This window comes from Bradyrhizobium sp. GW821-FHT13H05 (assembly GCF_058804065.1).
The window spans coordinates 932,503-957,177 of sequence record NZ_JBXAPO010000002.1; the positions used below are offsets into that span (position 1 = coordinate 932,503).

Consider the following 24,675-nt stretch of genomic DNA (forward strand, 5'->3'; position numbering starts at 1 on the left):
CCAGCGCCAATTGAGTCCCTGCGCCTCCCCCGCCTAGGCTCGTGACCTGCATGGACCCCCATGGGTCCGTCTCACAACAACAAACCAGAACTTGAGGGAGGCCAGGATGACGAGCGAGATTCAGACGCGCGTGCTGCGCAAGATCACCTGGCGCATCGTTCCCTTCATCATGCTGCTGTACTTCGTGGCCTTCATCGACCGCGTCAATATCGGCTTTGCCTCGCTGACGATGAACAAGGACATCGGCCTGTCGCCCGCGGTCTACGGCTTCGGCGCCGGCATCTTCTTCTGGGGCTATTTCCTGTTCGAGGTGCCCTCCAACATCATCCTGCACAAGATCGGCGCGCGGATCTGGATCGCGCGGGTGATGATCACCTGGGGCATCGTCTCGGCGACGATGGCGTTCGTGCAAGGGCCGACCAGCTTCTACATCCTGCGCTTCCTGCTCGGTGTTGCCGAAGCCGGCTTCTTTCCCGGCATTATCCTCTATCTCTCCTACTGGTTCCCGGCGCGCCAGCGCGCCGCTGTCACCGCGCTGTTCATGGCGGCAGCACCACTCTCGACCGTGCTGGGCTCGCCGATCTCGGGCGCGCTGCTGGAGATGGACGGACTACTCGGCTTCAAGGGCTGGCAATGGCTGTTCGTGCTGGAAGCGGTGCCGGCGGTGCTGCTCGGCTTCGTCGTGCTCGGCTTCCTGACTGATCGTCCCGAGAAGGCGAAATGGCTCGCCGATGACGAGCGCCGCTGGCTGATCGAGACCATGAACGTGGAGACCACCAGCAAGGCCGCGACGGCGAGCCACAGCATCTGGCGCGGGCTCGCCGATCCGCGCGTGCTGGCGCTGTCGCTGATCTATTTCGGCACCTCGGCCGGGCTCTACACGCTCGGCGTCTGGGCGCCGCAGATCATCAAGCAGTTCGGCCTGTCTTCGCTCCAGGTCGGCTTCCTCAACGCATTGCCGGCGACCGCCGCCGTCATCGCCATGATCCTGTGGGCGCGGCATTCGGACCGCACCGGCGAGCGTACCTGGCATGTGGTGTGGGCCTGCCTGATCGCCGCCGTAGGCCTCGCCTATGCCGGGCTCGCGAGCGGCGTCGTCGCCGTGTTGGTCGCGCTCGCGCTCGTGAACATCGGCATCTCCTCGGCAAAACCGCCGCTCTGGAGCATGCCGACGCTGTTCCTATCCGGTCCTGCCGCGGCGGCCGGCATCGCCACCATCAACTCGATCGGCAATCTCGGCGGCTTCGTCGGCCCCGCCATGATCGGCTGGATCAAGGACCAGACCGGCAGCTTCGTCGGCGGACTCTATTTCGTCAGCGGCCTGCTCATTCTCTCGGCGGTCCTGACCCTGCTATTGTCGCGCGCGCAGACCGCGCCCGTCGAACCCGTCCCGCAATCCCGCTAACATCCCAAACGGAGCATCTTCATGCGCACCCATTCGATCGCAGCCATTCCCGCCGACGGCATCGGCCCCGAGGTGATCTCGGCCGGCGTCCGCGTGCTGGAAGCACTGGCCAAACGCAGTGGCGACCTCGCCTTCACCATCAAGACGTTCGACTGGGGCTCGGACTATTACAAGAAGCACGGCGTGATGATGCCGGCCGATGGTCTGGCTGAACTGAAGAAGTTCGACGCGATCTATTTCGGCGCGGTCGGCGCGCCTGATGTGCCCGATCACATCACGCTGTGGGGCCTGCGCCTGCCGATCTGCCAGGGCTTTGACCAATACGCCAATGTGCGGCCGACAAAAATCCTGCCGGGCGTTGCCTCGCCGCTGCGCAATGTCGGGGTCGGCGATCTCGACTGGGTGATCGTGCGCGAGAATTCGGAAGGCGAATATGCCGGCATGGGCGGCCGCGCACACAGGGGCCTGCCGGAAGAGGTCGGCACCGAGGTTGCGGTGTTCACCCGCGTCGGCGTGACCCGCATCATGCGCTACGCATTCCAGCTCGCGCAGTCGCGGCCGCGCAAATTCCTGACCGTCGTGACCAAGTCGAACGCGCAGCGCCACGGCATGGTGATGTGGGACGAGATCGCAGCCGAAGTCGCGACCGAATTCCCCGACGTGACCTGGGACAAGATGCTGGTCGACGCCATGACCGTGCGCATGACGCTGCATCCGAAGAGCCTCGACACCATCGTTGCGACCAACCTGCACGCCGACATCCTCTCCGACCTCGCCGGCGCGCTGGCGGGCAGCCTTGGCGTCGCGCCGACCGGCAACATCGATCCGCAGCGCCGCTTCCCCTCGATGTTCGAGCCGATCCACGGCTCGGCCTTCGACATCACCGGCAAGGGCATCGCCAACCCGGTCGCAACGTTCTGGACCGGCGCGCAGATGCTCGAGCATCTCGGTGAGAAGGACGCGGCCGTGCGGCTGATGACGGCCGTCGAGCGCGTCTGCGCCGCCGGCGTGCTGACGCCTGATGTCGGCGGCAAGGCGACGACGAAAGAGGTGACCGACGCAGTGATCGACGCGATCCACGGGTCGAATGTGTAGTTCTCTCCCTCTCCCCGTTCTTACGGGTCGGGGTGAGGGGCTGCTTCCACAAAATCGGTAACAGACGGACTCGTGGAGAGTCCCGCTCACCCGCCGCGCTTTCGCGCGCCGGCCTCTCCCCGCACGCGGGGAGAGGCGAAGAACAACTACTTCCTCCCAGGCGGCGGCGCCGCCATCGCGGCGGCAGGCTCCGGCGGCGTCAGATGACGCGGGACGATGATGGTTTGGCCCGGCGTCAGCTGCGCGTTCTCTGCAAGCGAATTGCTCTGTGCGAGCGACCAGAGCGGCACGCGATTGGCTGCGGCGATGCTCTCCATGGTGTCACCGCGGCGGACCGGCAGTCGCACGCCGCTGTCCCACAATTCCACCAGCGTATCCCCGGGCACGCGATAGCGCAGCGGCACGGCGTCGGCCTGGGTCTGCGGGGGGATGCGGGGAAGCTGCGTCACCATCTCGACGATCTGGCGATGGATGTCGTCCGACTTCTCGATGTTGATGTGCGAGACGCGGCTGTTTTCCTTCAGGTCGTAGCTCGCATAATGGCCGCGAAAGCCGGGCACAGCCACGACGTCGCCGCCGCCGAGCACGCTGTCGGAGAGGAAGATGTTGATGAAACGCTCGACATTGAGCGGCACGTCGTCGGTCGCATGCGCCGGATCGATGGCGATGACGAGGCTGATCGGGATGTTCTCCTTGGCCGCCATCTCGGAGATGATGACCGAACACAGCCCGCCCATCGAGTGGCCGATCAGCACGATCGGCGCCGGGCTCTCCTTGTAGCTGGAGATGGCACGATCGCCGATCCAACGGCAGATGGTGAATTCGTTGACGTCGGCCGAGAAGCCGGCCTTCGTCAGCTTCTCGCCGAGCCGGTCCATGCCGGTCGAGAAGATCGGCCCCATGGCGCCGCGGAACAGGTAGATTTTTGGCGGCGGCAGCGGCTCGGCGGGCGGGGCGGGTGGCGGCGGCGCAGCGGTTGCGGTCGCCGCGCGCTTCGGTTTGGCCGGTGAGGCAACGGCCATGCCGGTGCCCAGAGCGAGCAGCGCGGCCGCTGCCAGCACGACTAACCGCCTCAAATCAATCATCAGTCCAGCAGTCCCACCGCGGGAGGCAAAGGCCTCCGCCAAGGCGCTTAGTGACCGCCGATTGGGTGGTTTTTGGGGCACGGAACCAGGCCCGCAACACCCGCAGCCCCGGGTGCTCATTCTGACCGCCCAAGCATCATCAATTGAACGGAACCCATGGCTCGGCTTCGCAGGCCTCGAGAATCACCGAAGTCTGGATCCCCTTGTAGGTATCATCATCGAAAAAGACCGAATAGACGGGACGCTTGCCGGCTGACGGCTCGCGCTGCCTCAGGCAGACGAAATACGATCCCGGACCATGGTCGGCATGGCGGACGGCTGATGTCTCGAGTCCGCCGGTCAGCTTGGCCTCGGCGGCTGCTTTCCTGACGCCCTCCTGCACCGCCTTAGAGGCCGGCGGACGCGAGGGCTGATAGACAGGAGGCAGATTCGCGCTCGACGCACACCCCGCCAGCAGCAGCGTCAGGACGGCGGACAGGGCCGCCGCGCTCGATACGCGCCTCATCCCTGGGTCAGGAAGAGATAGAGGCAGCCCGCGACCGTGGGCAGGAACGCGACCAGGGCCGTCATCCAGAAGCCGGGCTCGAGCATCGAGTCCTGGTCGTCCGTCTCGCCGGCTGCACGCCGATCCGCGTTCGTCCGGCTCCACGCTTCGTCAGCGGTAAAGAGCGGAATGCTGCTCGCGCTCACGCGCGCTGCACTTTGGCGCAGGGGGCGAATTGTTCCTCGGGTCATGTCCTCTACTCTGGTCGGCTACGAAAAGTTGTTGAAGTCGGGCGCAACAGGCAATGCATCCGGATCATTGCCGGATCATTGCGTGAGCGCCGGCTCTGAAGTCACCTGGGGCGCCGGTGCCGGATTGTTGGTCGGACTTTCCTTGGCGCCGGAATCCGTCCAGGCCGGCGGCAGGCCGAGCCCCTGCCCTGCGAAGCCGGTGATGCCGGGAAACCGTCCGAACGCCTCGCAGGCGACATATTTGGGCGCACCACCAAACCGCACGGGAATGCTGTCCATCGGAGGCAGCGCAGGCATGCCGCCGAACGGCGACTCTCCTGTGGTGACCAGCTTGGCGAAGTCCGCACCGAAATCAGCGGCGAGATCGTAGGCATCGCCTTCGTTGGCGACCCGCGCAGAATTCGAGATGGAGTTGGCGTTGCGCGCCCACACCATCGCCGCTTTCTGAAACCCCGCGAAGTCGCGCGCTTCCGCTTCGACCGACAGACCGCCGAGCCCGACCGGAAGCCGCGGCACCGGGACGGGCACGGCGGGAAGGACAACGGTCTTGGCAATCGACAGCGCTTTCGACGCGCCGGAGGCGGTCGGATTGGTCGGCGTGGCATGCGTCACCGTCGCCTGCACCGTGAGGTCAGCGTCATCATCGGCAGACACGATGCGGAAACGCTCGCTCAGGCGGAGGCACAGCTCGCGGCTGATCGCGTTCGCGACCAGGCGCCGCTCCTTTTCATTCAAGGGGACGTCGGCGCGCGCGGGAAAGACAGTCGATGCGATCCGGATCGTCTTCGCGGCCAGCACATCCTTCTTGTTCACCCGGATCTGCGATCGCGTCACCAGCCCGTTCGCGTCAGACATCCGGTCGTAGCTTCGAAGCGAACCGGCGCGTTCGAGCGGCGCGGCCGCGCACCCACCGAGAGCCAGCGCGACGCTCATCAGGGCCGTCCGTGGAAAGCGCATGGTCCCATTCCCGCATCGGCGCATTATTAGAGAGATTACTCTAATAATCACTGTCACGCCCCGCAACGTTCGTCAACATAAATAGATGGAACTCTCTAATTTTGATTTTCTCGTGGCGAATCGTCGTGCTAAACGGGGCGAGTGTGAATGGAGATGTCCGGTTTGAGGAAAGTCGACCCCGTCAAGCATGAGCAGAAGCGCGGCGAGATTCTCGGCGCGGCGCTTCGCTGCTTCACCCGGGACGGCTTCCGTGGCGCCAGCACGACGGACATCTGCACCGAGGCCGGGATCAGTCCGGGGCACCTCTATCACTACTTTCCGAGCAAGGTGGCGATCATCGAGACGTTGATCGACATGGGTCTCGCTCGTACGGCTGCGCGGTTCGAAAAGATTCTCGCCGCCCCCGACGTGGTCGAGGCGCTGCTCGCCGACATCGAGGAAACCAGTCTGCGGTTTCGTCCCGCTCAAATCCTCAACCTGGACGGCCTCGCGGAGGCCGCCCGCAATCCCGAATTCGCCAAGGTCATCGAACGGCACACCGCGGCAGTCCGGCGCATGTGGAGCGACTTCCTGCGCCAGGCACAAAACCAGGGACGGGTTGATGCCGGCCTCGATCCGGACGCAACGGCGAACATCCTGATCGCCCTCATCGACGGATCCCGCGCCATGCCAATCCGCGATCCCAAGCTGGATATCGGGAAGAGCGTGGAGCATCTGAGGACAATGCTCGTCCGCTTCCTGAGGCCGCCTGAAGCGCAGAGCACGGCGAGCAAGCCGCGCCCTCAAAGCACTGCTCGTCAGCTCAAACTGGTCAGGAAGCGATAGAGCGTCCGCTTGCTGAAGCAGCGGGATCTCGTCGATTACTGCCTGCTCTTGAGCCGACTGCGATGCGCCGCCTGCTTGGCGCGATTGCCGCAGACTGCCATGATGCACCACCGCCGCGCACGCCTGCGAGTATGGTCGGCGAACAGCATGGTGCAATGATGGCCTTCGCACGCCTTCACGTCGGTGAAGTCTTCCTCGCAGACAAACTTCGCCATCGCTTCGCCGACCGGCAGCAGCAAGGCCTCGGGCGATCGCCAGCGCCGCTTCCTGCGCAGTGACAGAGCGCCGCCATCGCCGTGTCCGGATTCGATCCGGCTGAAGGTCTCGTCGCGTTCCAACAGGCCGTTCAACGGACCCAGTTCTTTGAGAGCCGCCGCCGTGAGCGGCCGGCCCGCATGCTTGCGCACGAAGCCCCTGAACCATTCGCGCAAGGCGCGTGCCTCACTCGCGACCCTGTCCCACTCGCTTGGCATTGCGCGCGCCTTCAGCACCTCCAACTCGTCCGCCGGCACCAGCTTCGCCTGGGCGAGCCAGTCGATCAGACCGTCGCCATCGTCGATCCAGTCGACGGGCGTTTCGACCGGCGTCGCCACCGAGTTGAGGAAGTCGAGGCCGAGCGAGTCGGCGATGAACATGGCGGGCGGTCTGTTCATGAACTGGTCCCTGACCGGTCAGAGAGATGCCGGACCTAAGTAACCTCTAAAATGGCCATTGACAAGTTACGACATCCGCAAGTAACCTCCATAATAGCATTTAAAAGGTTACTACCGGCAACGGAGACGGCCATGACCCAGACCACCTACCGCACTGCAGACGTCGACGGCTTCAAGGTGTTCTATCGCGAGGCCGGTCCCGCCGGTGCGCCGAAGCTCCTGCTGCTGCACGGCTTCCCGAGCGCCGGCCACATGTTCCGCGACCTGATCCCACTGCTCGCCGACAGGTTTCATATCGTGGCGCCTGACCTGCCGGGCTTCGGCCAGTCCGACATGCCCTCGCGCGAGACCTTCAGCTACACCTTCGACAACGTCGCAAAGGTGATCGATCGCTTCACCGAAGTGATCGGCTTCGATCGCTTCGCGGTCTACGTGTTCGACTATGGCGCGCCGACCGGCTTCCGGCTTGCGTTGCGTCATCCCGAGCGCATCACGGCCATCATCTCGCAGAACGGCAACGCCTATGAGGACGGCCTCAGCGACGGCTGGACTCCGATCAAGGCCTATTGGCAGGACCCCTCGCCCGCCAATCGCGAGGCGCTGCGCGCTTTCCTCACGCCGGAGGCGACGCGCTGGCAGTACACCCATGGCGTCTCCGATCCGACGACCGTGTCGCCGGACGGCCAGAACCTCGACAAATTCTATCTCGCGCGCCCCGGCTCGGACGACGTACAGCTCGACCTGTTCGGCGACTACAAGAGCAACGTCGCGCTCTATCCCGCCTTCCAGGAATATTTCCGCACGCACAAGCCGCCATTCCTCGCAGCCTGGGGCAAGAACGATCCGTTCTTCATCCCGCCTGGCGCCGAGGCCTTCAAGCGCGACAATCCCAATGCCGTGGTGCAGTTCTTCGACACTGGTCATTTCGCATTGGAGACGCATGCCAGCGAGATCGCGGATGCCATTCGCGGCTTCCTGACGTAACGGAAGCTGTTCTTTGCGACGTTACGCCGCCAGCTTTTGCTGCTCGCGGAATGCGCTGATCGCCATGTGCACGAGGTGCAGCTTGCCCTTCACCGCCGGCGAAATGTCGAACGGATAGGCGTCGCTCATCCCGAGCGACCGGTTGAGCTCGTTGAGGCCGCGGGAGAGCGGGGTCCACAACGCCAGCAGCGCCTCGAAGTCGCTCTCCAGATAGGGGTCCACCAGGGTCTGCCGTGCGCGCTCGTCCAGCGACAGCGGCAGGCCTGCGAGCGAGTCGAGTGTCGACAGGATGTGGAGAAAATGCGCGAACGTTTCCGCCCAATCCTCCCAGGGATGGGACGTCGCGTATTCGCTGATGAAGCCGCTCCGGTCGAATGAACGATCGGTGCGTCCATAGTAGCCGCTGATCGCGGCCTGATAATCCTGCGTCTCGTCGCCGAAGATCAGCTTGAACGGCGCCTGGAATGCCGTGCCGTTGACCAGCAGGTCCCAGTAGAAGTGTCCAATCTCGTGCCGGAAATGCCCGAGCAGGGTGCGGTACGGCTCCCGGAACGCGACGCGGCGGGCCTCGCGCTCGACATCGTCGGCTTCTGCGAGATTGAGCGTGATCACGCCCGAAAGATGCCCCGTCAGGATCGGATTGATCTCGTCGGAGAGAATGTCGAACACCACACGGTCACCGCTGCGGGATACGAGCGGAAGCCCCAGCCGACGGAGATCGTAGAGAAGACGGCGCTTGGCCTCCTCCACCCGCCGCCAAAGCATGACGTTCCTGGTGCTGCCAAGATGCGGGATGGTCCGCGTGAGGCGACAGGAGGCGCAGTACCAGTCCGCACCCTCGACACACCAGTTGCAACCGATGATCTCGCGATTGCGGCAGGACTGATTGAGCGCGAGTTTCGTCAGGTTGATGCACGAAGGATCGAACACCAGCTGGGTGCCACAATTCGCGCACGCGACGTGCTCGAACGCGACAGGCTGAAGGCATGACGGGCACTGAAATATCTTCACGTGTTCTGGCCCCAAACGGACGGCACGCCGCAAGACCGGCTCATCACTTCAAAGGGCTCTTGCCGCCGTCGTTCCTGCCGGCGAGCAACGCACGCTGCATCCGGAGTGCCTGCTGTCTTAACATGCCAGCTCGCTTCGCGCTCAAATGGTTCGATCGCAAGCGCGGCTTCACGGCGGGCGCATTCCCGCCAACAGGCCGCGCTGCCCAGGTGCGTTCGGGCTGAACTGACATCGGACCGGCATTGCGTTTCTGGGCCATGGTGCAACAACACCCGATTGAACGCCGGGTTCCGCTCGGCTCGCCCGAGGAGCCCTTGCGAAGCGCTTTCAGTGCCCAGACAGGACAATGCCGCCGACGACAATCAAGTCGACGGCGGCATGACGAGGTCAGCTCGTTTCTGGCAGGAAACTTCAGTTCCGGGGCGCCGTTGCCGCCGCGGAGCGCGCCTGCCGCGGTGCGGCGGGTGCGCCGGGTTCTGCGACGGGCGCCGGAGCGCGCGAGCGCATGATCGCGGCGTCGATCTCGCCGATGACGCGGCGCTGGATCGCCTCGTTCTTGTCGATCGAGATATGTCCGACACCGGTGCCGCGTACGTCGACATTGTCGAGCTTGCCGCGCAGGCCGGCCGCGGCCCGCACCGGCTCGCCGGGGCCATCGCCGATATAGATGTTGATGTAGCGCTCGGCGCCGGTCGAAAGCTTGGTCTTGAACACGGAATCGAGGCCGATCGCCAGCTTCACGGGCACGCCGAGCTGATTGAGCTTGGCGATCATGTCCGGCAGCGCGGTCGCGCCGGAGGAATGCCCGACCAGGACGATGGTCCTGACTCGACCAGCCTTGTAGTTGGCCGCGGCCTCATCGGCGAGCGAGGACCAGGACACGAAGTTCGCGACGGTCACCGGGACGCCCTGCGCCTGGAGGCGGGAGCCGATCGTGTCGAGACCGAGCGAGAAGATGTTGAGCACGCCGCGGAGCAGGTAGACATGCGTGGTCGCAGCCGCAGCCTGGCTCGGCGCCGCCTTGGCGGTGGTCGGGCTGATGGCAACAGCTGACAGCAGGAGCAGGCAGATCGCCCACACACGGAGGGCGGGCAATTGGCTGGCGCCGGCGGTGTGACGGCCGTTCGGTCTCATCGATCTTTTCCCTGGGGACAATACGCTTTGCGATTGGCCGGAATCGTAGCCATGGCCTGCTCGCAGACGCAACAAAGAGCCGCGTGAGCGACAATCTTAGCAGCAGCCCGTGGCCATAGCGCAACACTTGCCCGAAACCTGCCACCGAAGGGCCTGTTTTGAGGCCATTTTTCTCCGGCCAATTGCGACCGGGCAAGGGCCTTCCTATCTCAGGGCTCCGCTGACCTGCCCCGCCCGGGCCGGTTCCAGCCTCCCCCTTCCCCAGTCTTGCCCCCAGCCCTGCGGCCATCATGTCTTCCATCATTTCCGTCGCCAATCTGTCGAAGACCTATGGGTCCGGCTTCAAGGCGCTCAAGAACGTCAATCTCGACATCAAGCGCGGCGAGATCTTTGCGCTGCTCGGCCCCAACGGCGCCGGCAAGACCACGCTGATCTCGATCATCTGCGGCATCGCCAATCCGAGCGAGGGCAAGGTCCTCGTCGGCGGCGACGACATCCAGACTTCCTACCGCAAGGCACGCTCGCTGATCGGCCTCGTCCCGCAGGAACTCCACACCGACGCCTTCGAGAGCGTGTGGGCGACCGTAAGCTTCTCCCGCGGCCTGTTCGGCAAGCCGAAGAACCCGGCGCATATCGAGAAGGTCCTCAAGGACCTCTCGCTGTGGGACAAGAAGGACAACAAGATCATCACGCTCTCCGGCGGCATGAAGCGCCGCGTGATGATTGCGAAAGCGCTGTCGCACGAGCCGCAGATCCTGTTCCTGGACGAGCCGACCGCCGGCGTCGATGTCGAGCTGCGCAAGGGCATGTGGGAAGTGGTGCGCACGCTTCAGCAGTCCGGCGTCACCATCATCCTCACCACGCACTACATCGAGGAAGCCGAGGAGATGGCCGACCGCATCGGCGTCATCAACAAGGGCGAGATCGTGCTGGTCGAGGACAAGGCGACCTTGATGCAGAAGCTCGGCAAGAAGCGGCTGACGCTGCACTTGCAGGGCAAGATCTCCGTGCTGCCCGAGAGTCTTGCCCATTACGAGCTCGACCTCTGCGATTCCGGCGCGACGCTGGTCTACGACTACGACACCAAGGGCGAGCGCACCGGCATCACCAGCCTGCTGAGCGACCTCCGCAATGCCGGCATCCGCTTCAACGATCTCGACACGACCCAATCGTCGCTCGAGGACATCTTCGTCGACCTCGTGAGGACGTCATGAACTATCGCGCTGTCCGCGCCATCTATCTGTTCGAAATGGCGCGCACCTGGCGCACGCTGCTGCAAAGCATCGTCTCGCCCGTGGTTTCGACGTCGCTCTATTTCGTGGTATTCGGTGCCGCCATCGGCTCGCGCATCAGCCAGGTCGAGGGCGTCAGCTACGGCACCTTCATCGTGCCGGGCCTGATCATGCTCTCGGTGCTGACGCAGAGCATCGCCAACGCCTCGTTCGGCATCTACTTCCCGAAATTCACCGGCACGATCTACGAGATCCTGTCGGCGCCGATCTCATACGTCGAGATCGTGCTGGGCTATGTCGGCGCCGCCGCGACCAAGTCGATCATTCTGGGCCTGATCATCCTGGCGACCGCCGGGCTGTTCGTTCCGTTGCACATCCACCATCCGGTCTGGATGCTGACCTTCCTGGTGCTGACGGCGGTGACCTTCAGCCTGTTCGGCTTCATCATCGGCATCTGGGCCGACGGCTTCGAGAAGCTGCAGATGATCCCGATGCTGGTGGTGACGCCGCTGACCTTCCTCGGCGGCAGCTTCTATTCCATCGACATGCTGCCGCCGACGTGGCGCACGGTGGCGCTGCTCAACCCGGTCGTCTATCTGATCTCGGGCTTTCGCTGGAGCTTTTACGAGATCGCCGATGTCAGCGTCGCCGTCAGCATCGGTATGACGACGGCGTTCCTGGTGATCTGCCTCGCCGCGATCTGGTGGATTTTCCGCACCGGGTACCGGCTGAAGAATTGAGCTGCATTCCAGGGCGCGACGAAGTCGCGCGCCTGGAGTAACGACAGTCGGTTCACCGGTAACAGTGGAAGCGATTATAGCCGTCGTAATATCCGCGGCAGCGGCGATGGCCGTGATAGGGAATGCCGAGGATGCCATCCACGGCACCTACGGCTCCGCCAACGCCGGCCCCGACGACACCTCCGACCGCGCCGCCCACCGGTCCGGCGATACGGTTACCTTCATAGGCACCATCCTGAGCGCCGCGCACGATGCCTTGGGCATGACCAGGATGCGGCAGGCACGTCAGGGTCAGAACGATAGCGGCACCTGCAAGGAGCAAGCGGCAAGGCAAGCCCGACGGCAACGACGCGGCGGCGACATGAGCTTTGTTCATCACGTTTCCTAAGGGGTGAGCCCGCGGCGAAAGCCGCTGGCAAAGGTGGGCTCCGTCTCAACGCCGATGCGGCCAATTGGTTGCGTCTTCATGACAAATTGGCGCCAACATGAACGGATCCGCTCGCGAAAATGTCAGCATCGCCACGGGCGGCGCGGCACAAAGCGACCTTGCTTACGCCCGGCGTAGCGTTAACGATGGGCAGGCGGGCCGCGGGAACGAAAGCCGGATTGCGGGCATAGTGCACGCCGGGGGACGGAGAGCCGCGGCGCTTGCGCGAACAGGCCGGAGGCCAGAAGTCAGATGCGTTCGTTTTTTATTGCTTTCACATCCCTGATGCTTTTGAGCGCGGGCACCGCGCAAGCCAAGGTCGAGATCACCGTCGACAAGGACAATCAGCAGATGACCGTCGCCGTCGACGGCGTCGCGCGCTATCACTGGCCGGTGTCGACAGGCATCCCCTCGCGCGAAACGCCGAACGGCGCGTTCCGCACCTTCCGCATGGAAGAGGACCACTACTCCAAGGAATTCGACGACGCGCCGATGCCGCACGCGATCTTCTTCACCAAGGTCGGGCACGCCATCCACGGCACCGACTCGGTCGGCCGCCTCGGCTCACCGGCGTCGCACGGCTGCGTGCGGCTGTCGCGGCAGAACGCCTCGACGCTCTATGCGCTGGTGCAGCAGCAGGGCGTGCTCAACACCACGGTGACGCTGACCGGCTCGGCGCAGGTAGCGCTGGCGCGCAATCCGCGTGGCCGCAACCCCACCGCGGTCGCCCGCGCTCCGCAACCCGCCGAAGAGCAGTACGCCACATCGGGCGATCCCGTGAATCTCGCGCCGCCGGCGCAGCCGGCCCGCCGCTACATGCCGCAGGACGACAATTACATCTATCCGGCCGACGGCAGCGACGCCGGCGCGCGCTATCCCGCACCGCGTTCGGCCAGCCGCCCGCTCTATGACGCGCAGGTCTATCAACAGCAGCCGCAGCAATATTACAATCAGGGCTATGGCCAGCAGGGCACCTACTATCAGCCCCAGCCCCGGCAGTATTACCAGCCGCGCGGCTATTACTATCAGAACTGACGCTACCGGAACGCGGCGTTGCCGCGTTCAACGATCTTTCGCGCAGCATCGACGAAGGCACGGGCGACCGGCTCGAGGATCTCGGGCCCGGTCGCGCCGAGATCGTCCGAGGGCGTGTGGAACGTGCGATGGCGCCCGGCCATGCCGAGAAAATTGGCGTAGCCCGCCGCATGCACGTCGCGCAGCTCACCGACCGCCTGCTTCTCCGTCACCAGGCGTTTGGCTTCGACTTTTGCAAAGGCCTCGTCGGTCAGCGCGACTGCGGATTTGCTCAGCACGAGATAACGCTCTTGCTCGGGGCGCTCGGTGCGGGCGCCTTCCGCAAAGGCATAGCAGGCGTTCGACGACCCGAAATGAATCCATGCCAGCGTGTCCTTCGGCGCTGGCGCGCCGTGCTTCAAAAACAGCTCCATGCCGCCATGGCCGATCTCGTGCCCGGCGGTGGCGATGAAGACAAAGTGCGCCGGCCATTTTTCCGCAGCGACGGTGCGCGCCAGTGCGAGGAAATTGGCGATGCCGGGACCGCGCTCGCAGACGCAGGAGTACCAGCCGGTCATCGGCGTGGAGACAACGACGGTCGGCCCGTGGCCGGCCCCGATCTCGGCGATGACGTTGCGGCCGGCAACATCGCGCTCGTAGTGGCCATTGACGTCGAAGGTAACCGGCGCGCCTGAGGCAAGCGCGCGCTCGAATACCGCTCGCGATGCCGCACCGACCACGATCACCGGCACCGGCCAGGGCGCATCCTCCTGGGTGACGTTATAGGCGAAGCGATCGTCGGCGGGATTACCGATCGTCAGCAGGATGGCCGCCGGCTTCCTTGCCGCGGCTTCCGTGATCGCCGCACGGTGGGTCGGCCCCAGATAGGCGCCGCGATCGAACGGCAGATCGAGCAAAAGGACCTTGCCGGTGACATCGCCATCGCGCGCGAGCGGCGCGGCGAGATGGAAGCTGGCCTTGTCCTCCGGCGGCCACCAGAACGGCGTCGCCTCGATCCTCGTGCCATCAGCCTCGGCGCTGGCCCGCTCGACGACATATTGCCGCCCGAGCACGACGGGCTGGAAACTGACCTCGAACCCGGCCTGCTTCATTTCGCCGGCGATCCAGTCCGCCGTCGCACGATCGCCAGGCGAGCCGAAGCGGTGCAGACCGAAGGAGGCATAGCGCTTCACATCTTCATAGAGGCTCGCCCCCGAAAGCACATCCTTGGCTGCCGCCTGTCCGACCATGAGAACCGCCATTATTGCGATGAAGACATGCCGCATGTGAATCGCTCCCGGAACCGATCTTCTTTTGCGGATCAGTTTCGCTCCTTCGCGGCTGCCGTCAACCGCCCTCGCCGACCAGCACGAACGGCGCCCACACCGCGGGATCGGCGTTGCGCGGCGAGGACCGGTCCGCGATCAAGGCCTTCATCGACCGCCGCAATGCCTCGGCGCGGCCGACGCCGGGATGCGCTGTGAGTTCCGAGAACGCCCCCGTGGTCAGGCGCACGGCCGCATCGGAATCGACCGGCCAGTGCGAGACCAGCAGCGCCCGTGCGCCGGCATAGAAGAATGCGCGCGCAAGGCCTGAGAGACCCTCCGCACCGGGCTTGTCGCCGGCCGCGGTGTTGCAGGCGGAGAGCACCGCCCAGTCCGCATCGAGCTTGAGTTTTGCGATGCGGCTGGCGGTGAGCAAACCGTCGTCGTCGCTGGTCGGCCGGTTCGGCAGCGTCAGCACCAGCGCCGGCTCACTGAGGCCATTGACCTCGCCGGCGACAAGGCCGTGGGTGGCGAAATCGACGACGCGGTATTGATCGAGCGGCAAGGCGCTCACACTGGTCACGGTTGCCGCCGGGCCGAGCTTGACGTCGTCCTGCGGCGAAGCGCCGAGCGCGCGCGCCACGGCCCGGAGCTCGCCTGCCGTCTCCGGCAACGCCGGCAGGCCGGCGCGCAGCCGATCGAGGTCAACGGCGGAGCCGTCATAGTAGCTCTGGTACGGCTGCACGTTGCGCCCCGTGCGCTTGTCACCCGGCGAGCGCTGCAACACGGGATCGCCGAACCCGATGAACGGCTTTTGCGCCCGCGAGTCCTTGGCAAAGCTCCGCAGCGCGCGCAGGCTCGGCACCGACGGCAGCACCGTAATCGCGCGCTCGTTGAGCAGCCACGCGGCCTGCTGGTAACGATCGGCGGACACAGCGTCCCGCTTCTGCGTCACCAGCACATGAAACGGCAGGCTGGTGAGCGCGCCGACCGGGACGATCAGCAGTTTCGGCTTGCCGGCGATATCTGCGGAGATCGGTCCGAACAGCGCGGCGTAGAGCTCGAAAGACGCATCGAGGTCGAACGACGCCTTGGCGGCCTCCGGATCAGTGAGCCCCTGCCGCAGATGTGCGACACGGTCGCTTATCTCGCGGTTGCCGAATGCGATCTGGCGTAGCGCACTCGTCTCGCGCGTCACGGCAAAGGCGTAGGTCTTGTCGCTGAGCGCGATGAACGTCACCAGCGCCTCGTCCGGTTTCAACAGGCCCTGCGTTTGTGCCATCGACAGCGGCTGCGGGTTGGACAGATCGGCGTAAGCGGGAAAGTTGCGGTCGAGCTGCGCCGTGATGTCATCGAGCAATTTGTGCGTCTGCGCCGCCTGCGCACGCAGGCTGGCGATCAGTGCGTCGTTACGCCTGCCGTCCGCCTGTCCGAGTTCGGACGTCACGCGCTTGTCGAGAGTCTCCAGGCTCACCTTCAGGTCCTGCTGCCGTCGCACCAACCCTGCGATCGCGTCATTGCCGGCACCGAACCGCGCCGCCATCTGCGCCAGCGCGGCGCCCGCGCTGGTCTCGTGCGCGCGTTGCACGGCGCCAAAAGCCTCGTCCTTTGCCGCGTCGTCGGGCTTGCCATCCGTGACGCGCCAGATCGCCTCGATCAGCCAGGGATCGAGCTCGGTGAAGCGGGTGAATTGCGTATTCCGCTGCGCGTTGAGCGTGGCGGATGCCAACCGCAGCCGCGCCAGGGCGTCCGGCCATTTGCCTTCGCGGCGATCGACGTCGGCGAGGTTGATCAGGGTTGCAATGGTGTCCTGATGGCGCGGACCGAGCCTGTCCAGCGCAATCGCCAGCGCGCGGTCGAGCCGGCTGCGCGCGTCCGCCACATTGCCGCTCTTGAGATCGAGCAGCGCGACGGCGCGCAGATCCTTGACGAGCTGCGGATGTTTGCCACCGAGCATGCGCTCGTCGATCTCGAGGCATCGGACGAGATATTGCCTGGCCTCATCCAACTGGCCGGCGTCCATCAGGGACTGTCCCAGCGAGCCGATCGCCAGCGCGCTCGGGCCGCTGCCTTCGCCGAACTTGCGCTCGATCACGGCCAGAGAGCGGCGGTAGAGACCGAGCGCCTGATCGTTGCGGCCGAGGCTGGCATAGCTGTTGGCGAGATTGTTCAGGGCGCGGCCGACATCGGGGCTGTCAGGGCCAAAGGCCTTCTCGTAGATCACGAGCACACGTTCCTGAAGGCCTGCGGCCGCCTCGTTCCTGCCCTGGGCGGAATAGGCATTGGCGAGATTGTTCAGCCCGATCGCGGTGGTCGGATGGTTGGGACCGTAGATCCGCTCATAGGCCTGAAGTGCCTGCTGGTAGAGCTTTTCCGCCTCGGCATAGCGCGCCTCATGCTCGAGCACAGTTGCGAGATTGCCGATGGCCGCCGCGGTGTTCGGATGCGCTTCCCCATTGCGCATCCGGGTGATCGCGAGCGAGCGCCGCATCGCCGCCTCGGCTTCCGTCAGGCGGCCCGCGTCCGAATAGAGGTTGCCGAGATCGTTGAGCATCTTGTCGTAGTTCGGCGCGGCCTCGGCGCCTCTGCCAAAGCTGCGGTCGAGCAAATCGAGCCCCTGCGTCAGCAGCCGCTCGCCGTCGTCGAACCGACCGAGCAGGCCGTAGACGTCGCCGAGACTGTCCATCGCCGAGGCAACGTCGGAGGGCGGCGCATTGGCGGCTTGCAGTGCGCCGAGCGCCCGTTCGAAATAGCCGGTCGCTTCCTTGAAATTCTCCTTGTCACGCGCGAGGCCGCCGAGCGCGGCCAGCGTGTCCGCGAGGCGCACGTCATTGGCGCCGAAAGCGCTTGTGCCCAGCGCGAGCGCGCGTTCGGCCACATTGGTCGCATCGGCGCGGCGGTCGAGCATGCCGAGCGATCCGACCAGGATGTGCGAGGTGCGTAGCGTCGAGGCGACGTCGTTGTTGCGCAGCTTGATGGCGAGCGCCGCATTCAGCTTGTCGATGGCTTCAGGGTAGCGGCCGAGATTGTGCAGGAACATGCCCTCGTTGTGCAGCACGCCGGCATAGTTCATGGTGTCGGCGCCCTGCCGGCGGCGCACCAGGTTTTCGAGCTTCTGGGCGGCGGCGAGCCCGTCGGCCCAGCGCCCGGTTTGCGTGGCCGCATTCATCTGCGCCAGCAGCGAATCAAAATCATTGCCGCGCTGGGCGGAGGCCGGCCCGGACAGCAGGACCAGAAGGAAAAATGCGGCAAACAAGCGGGCGCGGCTCATGCGAAAACCCCGTCACGCGCATCGAAAGGCAATTTCGGGAGGATACGGGCAGCCATTGGCCCTGTCGACAGTTGGAGATAGCGCCGGCTTGTGCATGAATTGAGCAGCCGAGCGACGCAGGAAGGCAACAGTCCCCAACCTTCAACGCCGCGGCGTTTCAGCCAAATTGACAACCTTGGGGTCGCCCGTATTGTCTTTCTGATTGTTTCTGGGAAATGACATGACTCGCGAGCAGATTTCGGATTTCTGCGTGACCGCTCTGGCCAACATCCTGCGAATCTCGAGGGATCGGGTCGACACCGCCACAAAGTTCAACCGCCTCGGCCTCGATTCGGCGATGCTCGTCTATCTCATGATGGAACTGGAGGAGAAGCTCGACATCGAATTGTCGACCGACGACTTTTACGACCATCCGACCGTAGAGGCGCTGTCGCGATTTCTCGCCGACAAGCGCGCGATCCGCACCGCCGCCTGAGGGCGGCTGAAACCGGCGCAGCCCGATGGAAACCTTCCGCTCGCTCGTGGCTGTGCTGGCCCAGCGCGCGGCAGAGCAGGCCGACGACCGCGCCTATGTCTTCGTCTCCGATCGCGGGACGGAGGAAACCACCCTCACCTTCCGCGAACTGCATGAGCGCGCAACGGCGCTCGCCTCGCGCCTGACCAAAGTCGCGCGGCCCGGCGACCGTGCGATCCTGGTGTTTCCACCCGGCCTCGAATTTCTGGTGGCATTCTTCGGCTGCCTGATGGCTGACATCATCGCAGTGCCGATGATGATGCCCCGGCGAAACAGCGCGCGTGATGCCAGCGCCGCGATCCTTGCCGATTGCACGCCGTCGCTGGCGCTCACCACGTCAGCTTTCGCGCTCCGCGGCGATCTGCAGGCACGCTTTGCGCAAGAGAACATCCGGTGGATCGAGGTCGATCTCGCCGATCATGGCGTGTCAGCGGATCTGCCCGAGCCGACTTCGGACGCCATCGCCTTCCTGCAATATACCTCCGGCTCGACGTCGGAGCCCAAGGGCGTGATGGTGAGCCATGCCAATCTGCTCGCCAATCTCGAGATGATCCGGCTCGCGCTCGGCAACACCGGGCAGTCCACCTACGTCAACTGGGTGCCGCTCTATCACGACATGGGGCTGATTCTGAACGCACTGCAAGCGCTCTATGTCGGCGCAACCTGTGTACTGATGGCGCCGAACGCGTTCATGCAGCGGCCGCTCGGCTGGCTGCGCGCGATCTCGCACTATCGCGCGGAGGTCGCGTGCGGCCCCAATTTCGGCTTCGACCTCTGCGTCAGCCGCTATCGCGCCGACCAGATGGAGGGCGTCGATCTCTCCTCGCTCAGGATCGCGCTGAACGGCGCCGAGCCCGTCCATGCGGAATCCATTGAACGGTTTGTCCAGACATTTGCACCGCATGGCTTCGATCCGCGCGCGATGTATCCGGCCTACGGCATGGCGGAGGCGACGCTGCTGATTTCAGGCGGGGCGCGCGGGGACGGTCACGTCACACGCAGCGTCAGCCGCACGGCGCTTCAGGCGCATGCTGCGGAGCCGCCTTCCAGCCGAGAAGACACCCAGATTGCCGTCGGCTGCGGGCGCGCCCTCGCCGGCGAGCGGATCGCGATCGTGGACCCGGAGGACCGCGCACGGCTGCCCGCCGACCGCATTGGCGAGATCTGGGTCAGCGGCGCCAATGTCGCCCGCGCCTATTGGCGCAACGACGAGGCGACGCGCGACGGCCTCAACGCGGAGATCGCCGGCGCGGACGGCACGTGGCTGCGCACCGGCGATCTCGGCTTCCTCGACGCATCAGGAGAACTGTTCGTCACCGGGCGGATCAAGGACCTCATCATCATCCGCGGCATCAATCATTATCCGCAGGACATCGAGCGCACGGTGCAGACGCTGGACAGCGCACTTCGCGAGAACTGCGGCGCGGCGTTCTCGGTGCCGGACGAGAGCGGCGAAGAAACACTGGTCATCGTGCAGGAGGTCGAGCGCACCGCACGCCATGCGATCGACAGCGACAAGATCAAGGACCGGATCCGCGAAGCCATTGCCGACAGCCACGAGCTCTCCGCACGTCACATCGTTCTGATCCGGCCCGGCACCCTGCCGAAGACCACCAGCGGCAAGATCCAGCGCACGCTGGCGCGAAAACTCTGGCTCGACGGCGGGTTCGAGGAGATCGGCTAGGCTTCAGAAGCTGATCTCGGCCGCCTCACCGGCGCGCAGGCTGGCTGCAATGCCCTCTTCAATCCTGCGCGCGATGGGCGCGCGGTAGTGGACGAGGTCGGCGAAATTCGCGGGGTCCCGCGTCAGCGCGTTGCCGATGCGGTAGTCGATCAGGTTGCTGTTCGCGCGCCCGCTGATGATGGCGCGGTAGGCCTCCCTGCAAGCCGTATGAACCGCGGCATCACGACTGCCGGGCACAGGCACCATCGTGTGAAAGGTCGGCGGCATCACCAGCACGACCGACACATCGCGCGGAAGTTTTGCGATCTCAGCCGCCAGCATGCCGGCATAGGGAAAACTATCGGTGATTTTTCCCGTGAACGGCGCCGCCTTCGCGGGCTCCGCGGCGGTGGGGTGTTTCGCGCCGGGCGCCCATAGTTCCTCGTAATTCCAATAACCGTCCGCGCGGACCGGCTGGCGTGCGCCGCGCGCGATGGCGATGCGCTGGAAAGAGCGATCGAGCGCGGCCCAGGTGAAGAGATTGCCAAGGTAGCGCAGCGCGCCGCCCTCATAGAGCCAGTACGGAAACGGGTCCTTCGGCAGGGGCAGCACGGTGTTGCTGCACCAGGGCTGATCCACCGAGACGACCAGGGCCCGGATCGTGTGGTGGTGTCTGGCGAAGAAATCGAGGATCGCGAGGTCGCTGCGCGGATCGGCACCGGGCGCGACGAGTTGAACGAAGCGCAGACCCGTTGCCACATCCAGTCTTGCGGGCTCGAGCAACTGCCCGGTGGAATTGCCCAGGATGGCGGAATCAAACTGCGGGTCGCGGGCGCGGCTGGCATTGGCCGTCCAGGGGTTGCGATCGCTCACGCCGACAATGCCAAAGGCGCCAAACCGGCCGCTGTCATAGGGATCGACCAGGATCACGAGCGTCGCAATCAACGCAGCGCTCAGCACCAGCGTGCCGAAGCAGGCCGCAAGGCTACGCCCCCATCCGGGTGAGACGTCAGAACTGGAAATAGACGAACTCATGTATCCCTCGTTCGCCGATCTGAATCAGCAGGGCCAGAATCCCGATGCCGAGCAGGCTCGCCATCACCACATTCGGACGGCGGGTGAAGAATGCGACGATGTCCTGGCTCGCCGGCAGCAAGAAGGCGAACAACGGCGCGGCCACCAGCGGCCACAATTGCCCGCCGCGCTCCAGCGGCAGCGGCGAAGCCAGCCCGACGAAAACATGCCAGGCCGCCTCCACCGATCCCGCCCGAAAAATCACGCCGGTCGCGAGCACGAACAGGACGGTGAGCACCCATCCGAGCCATGACGGGAAATCCGGACCATAGCGGCGCCACAAAGTGCAGCCCACGAGAGCAAGGCCGTGCAGCACGCCCCACAGCACAAAGGTCCAGCTTGCGCCGTGCCACAGACCGCACAGCGCCATCGTAATCATCATCGCGCCGAAGAACTGCACCGGCAGCAAGCGCCGCGGCAACAGGCGCGTGTTCACCAGCGGATAGAACACGTAGTCGCGCAGGAACTGCATCAGGGTGATGTGCCAGCGCTGCCAGAAATCCTGGATATTGGTCGAACGCAGCGGCGCATTGAAATTGTAGGGCAGCTGCACGCCGAACAGCAGGCCAAGGCCGATCGCGATGTCGGAATAGCCGGAGAAGTCGAACAGTATCTGGAACGAGAAGCAGAAGGCGAGCCAGGCATCGCCGCTCGCAAGCGGCCCGTTGGCGGCCTGCACGTAGACGGGATCGAGCAGTTGCGCGATGCCGTCGGCGATCACGACCTTCTCGAGCAGGCCGAGCGCGATGAAGCAGGTCGCGATGCAGAACTGGCGCTGCCAGCCTGGCACATAGACCTGCTGGCCGAACTGATGCATCACCTCCGACCAGCGCGCCAGCGGCCCCGCGATCGCCTGCGGGAAGAAGGCGATGTAGAGCGCGTAGCGGTCGAGCGTGTAGAGCGGCGCCCGGGCACGCTTCAGATCGACCAGATACATGATGTGATGGAAGGTGAAGAAGGAGATGCCGAGCGGCAGCCCGATGTCGAGCGCCGGCAGCGTCGTGCCAAGCACAAGGCCGAGATTGGCGAGCAGGAAGTTGGCGTATTTGAACAGCGCCAGCACCGCGAGATCGAGCGCGATCACGAGCGTCAGCACCGCCTTCCACTTCACCCGCCCATAGGCGACCGATGCGATCCAGTTGATCGCGATCGAGGCGATCAGGAGCAGGATGAAGGACGGGCTGCCCCAGGCATAGAAGGCGAGCGACAACGCGACCTGCACGCCGACCCGCAGATGCGGATACGGATCGGCCAGACGGTAGATCAGCAGCGCCGCCGGCAGGAAGACCAGGAGAAAGGGGTAGTCGCTGAACAGCATCGGATCAAGGCTGCACCATCGCCGGCGCTCACGCCGGCCGATGATGCTCAGCCCGTTTCCAGGTCGGGCGCGGCATCGCCCGGCTGCCGCGACATGCGCCGCGCGATCTTCTCCTCGCTCGGCACCTTGACGTCCCAGGCAAGCCCGAGCGCTTCCAGCGCCCGGATGAAGATGAAGCCGGGATCGAACTCGAACCAGCGCAGGCCGAAGGCCGCGGAATACGGAAAAGCGTGGTGATTGTTGTGCCAGCCTTCGCCCCAGCCGAGCCAGGCCATCAGGCCGAGATTGCGGCTGTTGTCGTCGCGGGTGACGAAAGGCTGCGCACCAAAAGTGTGCATGATGGAGTTGATGGCGGAAAAGGTCTGCTCGACCACGAACATGCGAACCACGCCGCCCCACAAGAAGCCGCTCAGCACCCCCCACAGGCTCATCGTCACGAGGCCGCCGATCACAGCTGGCAGCAGCAGGCCGAGCACAACCCAGCTGTAATAGTAGCTGTTGACGGCGACCAGCCTGCGGTCCGCCATCAGGTCCGGCACGTAATGCGCGACGTTGGGATAATCGTGCGCGATCATCCAGGTCAGGTGCGCATGAATGAAGCCGCGCAGACGGCCGAGCAAGCCGTCGCCATGCAGCCGCGGCGAATGCAAATCGCCGTCGTGATCGGACAACTCATGGTGCCGCCGGTGCATCGCCGCCCAGGACAGCATGGGACCGCGGCCCGCCATCGATCCCATGATGATCAGGATCGCGCTCATCGTCGTGGAGGTCGCGAAGGCGCGGTGGGTGAACAGGCGGTGGTAGCCGACGGTGAGGCCGAGGCCGGTGATCAGCCAGAAGCCGAAGAACAGGCCGAGCTCCATGGCGCCGATCGGACGATAGAGCAGCAAGCCCAACGCAATCAGCGTACCGACGAAGGGCAGGACGTCGAAGACGATGAAATGCCGCCGCTGCATCTTGTGAAAATGCCGGCTGCGAATGATGCGGTGATCGCGTTTCTGTTGCACGGTCGGAATTCCAGGGCGGCCTCCATGAGTATATACAAGCCGGGCGGGCGCAACCCAAGCCGCAGCCCAGGGTTTCAACAGGCGCAAAAGCCTATAGAATAGGCTCTGCCCGCCAAAATCCGTGTGAATTCCGCCCCTTCCTCTTGCCGTTCGGTCTGTGATGCCGTCACCTGCTGCGACAGTTCTGGCTGCGATCTCGATCCTGATCGCGGGAGAGGCCATGGCCTTCGATCTCGAGGCACATCGCGGCGGGCGCGCGCTGATGCCGGAAAATACCCTGCCAGCCTTCGCCAACGCGCTGTCGATGGGCGTGGACACGCTGGAGCTCGACGTCGGCATCACCGCCGATGGCGAGGTCGTCATCTCGCATGAGCGCGGGCTCAATCCTGACATCACACGGGACGCGAGCGGCGCTTACATCGCCCCGCCCGGCACGCCGTTCGTGAAACTGCGGCGCGAAGAGGTCATGACCTATGACGTCGGCCAGATCCGTCCCGACAGTGCCTACGCCAAACAATTCCCCGACCAGCGTGCCGTGCCGGGCACGCGCATTCCCACGCTGAGCGAGCTGTTCGCGCTGGTGCGCAAGTCCGGCAACACCCGCATGCGCTTCAATATCGAGACCAAGATCGATCCGAACCATCCGGAGGAATCGCGCGATCCGCAAGATTTCGTCGCAAAGCTGCTCGGGCTGATCGCGACCGAAAAGTTTTCAGACCGCGTCATGATCCAGTCGTTCGACTGGCGGACCTTGCGGCTCGTCCAGCAGCAGGCGCCTGATATGCCGACCGTGTACCTGACGCTCCAGCGCGGCTCGGGCCAGACCGTCGCACTCGACAAGGCCACCAACTGGACCGCGGGTTTCAGTCCGGCCGATCACGGCGGCTCGCTGCCGCGAACCATCAAGGCTGCGGGCGGCGCGATCTGGTCGCCCTATTTCGGCGACGTGACCGCGGCACTGATCACGGAAGCCCATACGCTCGGACTGCGCGTCGTGGTCTGGACCGTCAACAAGTCCGAGGACATGGCGCGCATGATCGAGATCGGTGTCGACGGGATCATCTCGGACCGCCCCGACCTGCTGCGGCAGGTCGCGGGCGAGAAGGGAATTGCGCTGCCGGCGGGAACGCCGGTGGTGCCGTAACTCCACCCTCGTGTCCCGGACGCGACGCAGCGCGTAGCGGTGCGGCGCAGAGCCGGGACCCAGAAGCTCCGATGGGCCCCGGACGCAGCGCACCGCTGAAGAAGCGCTGCGCTGCGTCCGGG

Annotated in this window: 23 protein-coding genes; 10 read left to right on the top strand and 13 right to left on the bottom strand. The window is 64.9% G+C overall.

What is annotated here, in order from left to right; translation table 11 throughout:
* The first annotated feature begins 106 nt into the window (after positions 1 to 106).
* Both AC1RR3_RS08705 and AC1RR3_RS08710 read left to right on the top strand, forming a co-directional pair.
* Entirely contained in the window at positions 107 to 1,405 is a 1,299-nt protein-coding gene (locus tag AC1RR3_RS08705; protein ID WP_492821351.1) for an MFS transporter, read from the top strand.
* Positions 1,406 to 1,426: 21 nt separating this feature from the next.
* Positions 1,427 to 2,500 carry a tartrate dehydrogenase gene (locus AC1RR3_RS08710; protein WP_492821353.1) on the top strand — a complete coding sequence of 358 codons (1,074 nt, stop codon included), beginning with the start codon at positions 1,427 to 1,429 and terminating at the stop codon, positions 2,498 to 2,500.
* Positions 2,501 to 2,646: 146 nt separating this feature from the next.
* Here the strand turns inward: AC1RR3_RS08710 and AC1RR3_RS08715 are convergent, their stop codons facing one another.
* The 4 genes from AC1RR3_RS08715 to AC1RR3_RS08730 all read right to left on the bottom strand — a co-directional run bounded on the left by AC1RR3_RS08715 (position 2,647) and on the right by AC1RR3_RS08730 (position 5,253).
* Positions 2,647 to 3,585: a LysM peptidoglycan-binding domain-containing protein gene (locus AC1RR3_RS08715; protein ID WP_492821355.1), complete on the bottom strand. Its 939-nt coding sequence runs from the start codon at positions 3,583 to 3,585 to the stop codon at positions 2,647 to 2,649.
* A gap of 139 nt (positions 3,586 to 3,724) precedes the next feature.
* Positions 3,725 to 4,090 carry a hypothetical protein gene (locus AC1RR3_RS08720; RefSeq protein ID WP_492821357.1) on the bottom strand — a complete coding sequence of 122 codons (366 nt, stop codon included), beginning with the start codon at positions 4,088 to 4,090 and terminating at the stop codon, positions 3,725 to 3,727.
* Positions 4,087 to 4,275: a hypothetical protein gene (locus AC1RR3_RS08725; protein WP_492821359.1), complete on the bottom strand. Its 189-nt coding sequence runs from the start codon at positions 4,273 to 4,275 to the stop codon at positions 4,087 to 4,089. The genes AC1RR3_RS08720 and AC1RR3_RS08725 overlap by 4 nt, the downstream gene beginning before the upstream one ends.
* Before the next feature lie 120 nt (positions 4,276 to 4,395).
* Positions 4,396 to 5,253 (bottom strand): DUF3313 domain-containing protein, encoded by an 858-nt coding sequence (locus AC1RR3_RS08730; RefSeq protein ID WP_492821450.1) that lies wholly within the window; start codon positions 5,251 to 5,253, stop codon positions 4,396 to 4,398.
* 171 nt (positions 5,254 to 5,424) lie between these two features.
* On the opposite strand from AC1RR3_RS08730, the gene AC1RR3_RS08735 reads away from it, so the two are divergent.
* The gene (locus AC1RR3_RS08735; RefSeq protein WP_492821361.1) at positions 5,425 to 6,102 is read left to right on the top strand and encodes a TetR/AcrR family transcriptional regulator; all 678 of its coding nucleotides are present in this window, start codon (positions 5,425 to 5,427) and stop codon (positions 6,100 to 6,102) included.
* Positions 6,103 to 6,137: 35 nt separating this feature from the next.
* Here AC1RR3_RS08735 and AC1RR3_RS08740 read toward each other — a convergent pair whose 3' ends face one another.
* Positions 6,138 to 6,755, bottom strand: a complete 618-nt coding sequence (locus AC1RR3_RS08740; protein WP_492821363.1) for a CGNR zinc finger domain-containing protein — start codon at positions 6,753 to 6,755, stop codon at positions 6,138 to 6,140.
* 132 nt (positions 6,756 to 6,887) lie between these two features.
* Between AC1RR3_RS08740 and AC1RR3_RS08745 the strand changes: the two genes are divergently transcribed.
* Positions 6,888 to 7,739: an alpha/beta fold hydrolase gene (locus tag AC1RR3_RS08745; RefSeq protein ID WP_492821365.1), complete on the top strand. Its 852-nt coding sequence runs from the start codon at positions 6,888 to 6,890 to the stop codon at positions 7,737 to 7,739.
* Positions 7,740 to 7,760: 21 nt separating this feature from the next.
* On the opposite strand, the gene AC1RR3_RS08750 is transcribed toward AC1RR3_RS08745, so the two are convergent.
* Together AC1RR3_RS08750 and AC1RR3_RS08755 are read right to left on the bottom strand one after the other, a co-directional pair.
* Positions 7,761 to 8,750, bottom strand: coding sequence for a zinc-binding metallopeptidase family protein (locus AC1RR3_RS08750; RefSeq protein ID WP_492821367.1), 990 nt, complete (start codon positions 8,748 to 8,750; stop codon positions 7,761 to 7,763).
* A gap of 411 nt (positions 8,751 to 9,161) precedes the next feature.
* Positions 9,162 to 9,884, bottom strand: coding sequence for a hypothetical protein (locus AC1RR3_RS08755; RefSeq protein ID WP_492821369.1), 723 nt, complete (start codon positions 9,882 to 9,884; stop codon positions 9,162 to 9,164).
* Positions 9,885 to 10,174: 290 nt separating this feature from the next.
* Between AC1RR3_RS08755 and AC1RR3_RS08760 the strand changes: the two genes are divergently transcribed.
* Both AC1RR3_RS08760 and AC1RR3_RS08765 read left to right on the top strand, forming a co-directional pair.
* Positions 10,175 to 11,098, top strand: coding sequence for an ABC transporter ATP-binding protein (locus AC1RR3_RS08760; protein ID WP_492821371.1), 924 nt, complete (start codon positions 10,175 to 10,177; stop codon positions 11,096 to 11,098).
* Complete coding sequence (locus tag AC1RR3_RS08765) at positions 11,095 to 11,856, top strand: ABC transporter permease (RefSeq protein ID WP_492821373.1); 762 nt, start codon at positions 11,095 to 11,097, stop codon at positions 11,854 to 11,856. Before AC1RR3_RS08760 ends, AC1RR3_RS08765 begins: the two co-directional genes overlap by 4 nt.
* Positions 11,857 to 11,908: 52 nt before the next feature.
* On the opposite strand, the gene AC1RR3_RS08770 is transcribed toward AC1RR3_RS08765, so the two are convergent.
* Positions 11,909 to 12,232, bottom strand: a complete 324-nt coding sequence (locus AC1RR3_RS08770; RefSeq protein WP_492821375.1) for a hypothetical protein — start codon at positions 12,230 to 12,232, stop codon at positions 11,909 to 11,911.
* A 303-nt stretch (positions 12,233 to 12,535) separates the two neighbouring features.
* Here AC1RR3_RS08770 and AC1RR3_RS08775 point away from each other — a divergent pair, with 303 nt between their 5' ends.
* The gene (locus AC1RR3_RS08775; RefSeq protein ID WP_492821377.1) at positions 12,536 to 13,318 is read left to right on the top strand and encodes a L,D-transpeptidase; all 783 of its coding nucleotides are present in this window, start codon (positions 12,536 to 12,538) and stop codon (positions 13,316 to 13,318) included.
* A 2-nt stretch (positions 13,319 to 13,320) separates the two neighbouring features.
* Here AC1RR3_RS08775 and AC1RR3_RS08780 read toward each other — a convergent pair whose 3' ends face one another.
* The gene (locus AC1RR3_RS08780) at positions 13,321 to 14,583 is read right to left on the bottom strand and encodes a hypothetical protein (RefSeq protein WP_492821379.1); all 1,263 of its coding nucleotides are present in this window, start codon (positions 14,581 to 14,583) and stop codon (positions 13,321 to 13,323) included.
* 61 nt (positions 14,584 to 14,644) lie between these two features.
* A complete protein-coding gene (locus AC1RR3_RS08785) occupies positions 14,645 to 17,833 on the bottom strand; it encodes a CHAT domain-containing tetratricopeptide repeat protein (protein WP_492821381.1) in 3,189 nt (1,062 codons plus the stop codon).
* 220 nt (positions 17,834 to 18,053) lie between these two features.
* On the opposite strand from AC1RR3_RS08785, the gene AC1RR3_RS08790 reads away from it, so the two are divergent.
* Both AC1RR3_RS08790 and AC1RR3_RS08795 read left to right on the top strand, forming a co-directional pair.
* Entirely contained in the window at positions 18,054 to 18,308 is a 255-nt protein-coding gene (locus AC1RR3_RS08790; RefSeq protein ID WP_492821383.1) for an acyl carrier protein, read from the top strand.
* Between the two features lie 25 nt (positions 18,309 to 18,333).
* Positions 18,334 to 20,031 carry a fatty acyl-AMP ligase gene (locus AC1RR3_RS08795; protein ID WP_492821385.1) on the top strand — a complete coding sequence of 566 codons (1,698 nt, stop codon included), beginning with the start codon at positions 18,334 to 18,336 and terminating at the stop codon, positions 20,029 to 20,031.
* 3 nt (positions 20,032 to 20,034) lie between these two features.
* Here the strand turns inward: AC1RR3_RS08795 and AC1RR3_RS08800 are convergent, their stop codons facing one another.
* The 3 genes from AC1RR3_RS08800 to AC1RR3_RS08810 form a co-directional block, all read right to left on the bottom strand.
* The gene (locus AC1RR3_RS08800) at positions 20,035 to 20,940 is read right to left on the bottom strand and encodes a hypothetical protein (protein WP_492821387.1); all 906 of its coding nucleotides are present in this window, start codon (positions 20,938 to 20,940) and stop codon (positions 20,035 to 20,037) included.
* A gap of 79 nt (positions 20,941 to 21,019) precedes the next feature.
* On the bottom strand, positions 21,020 to 22,402 hold the full coding sequence (locus tag AC1RR3_RS08805; protein ID WP_492821389.1) for an MBOAT family O-acyltransferase: 1,383 nt from the start codon (positions 22,400 to 22,402) through the stop codon (positions 21,020 to 21,022).
* 47 nt (positions 22,403 to 22,449) lie between these two features.
* Positions 22,450 to 23,409 carry an acyl-CoA desaturase gene (locus tag AC1RR3_RS08810; RefSeq protein ID WP_492821391.1) on the bottom strand — a complete coding sequence of 320 codons (960 nt, stop codon included), beginning with the start codon at positions 23,407 to 23,409 and terminating at the stop codon, positions 22,450 to 22,452.
* Between the two features lie 160 nt (positions 23,410 to 23,569).
* Between AC1RR3_RS08810 and AC1RR3_RS08815 the strand changes: the two genes are divergently transcribed.
* Positions 23,570 to 24,553 carry a glycerophosphodiester phosphodiesterase gene (locus AC1RR3_RS08815; RefSeq protein ID WP_492821393.1) on the top strand — a complete coding sequence of 328 codons (984 nt, stop codon included), beginning with the start codon at positions 23,570 to 23,572 and terminating at the stop codon, positions 24,551 to 24,553.
* Positions 24,554 to 24,675 lie beyond the last annotated feature (122 nt).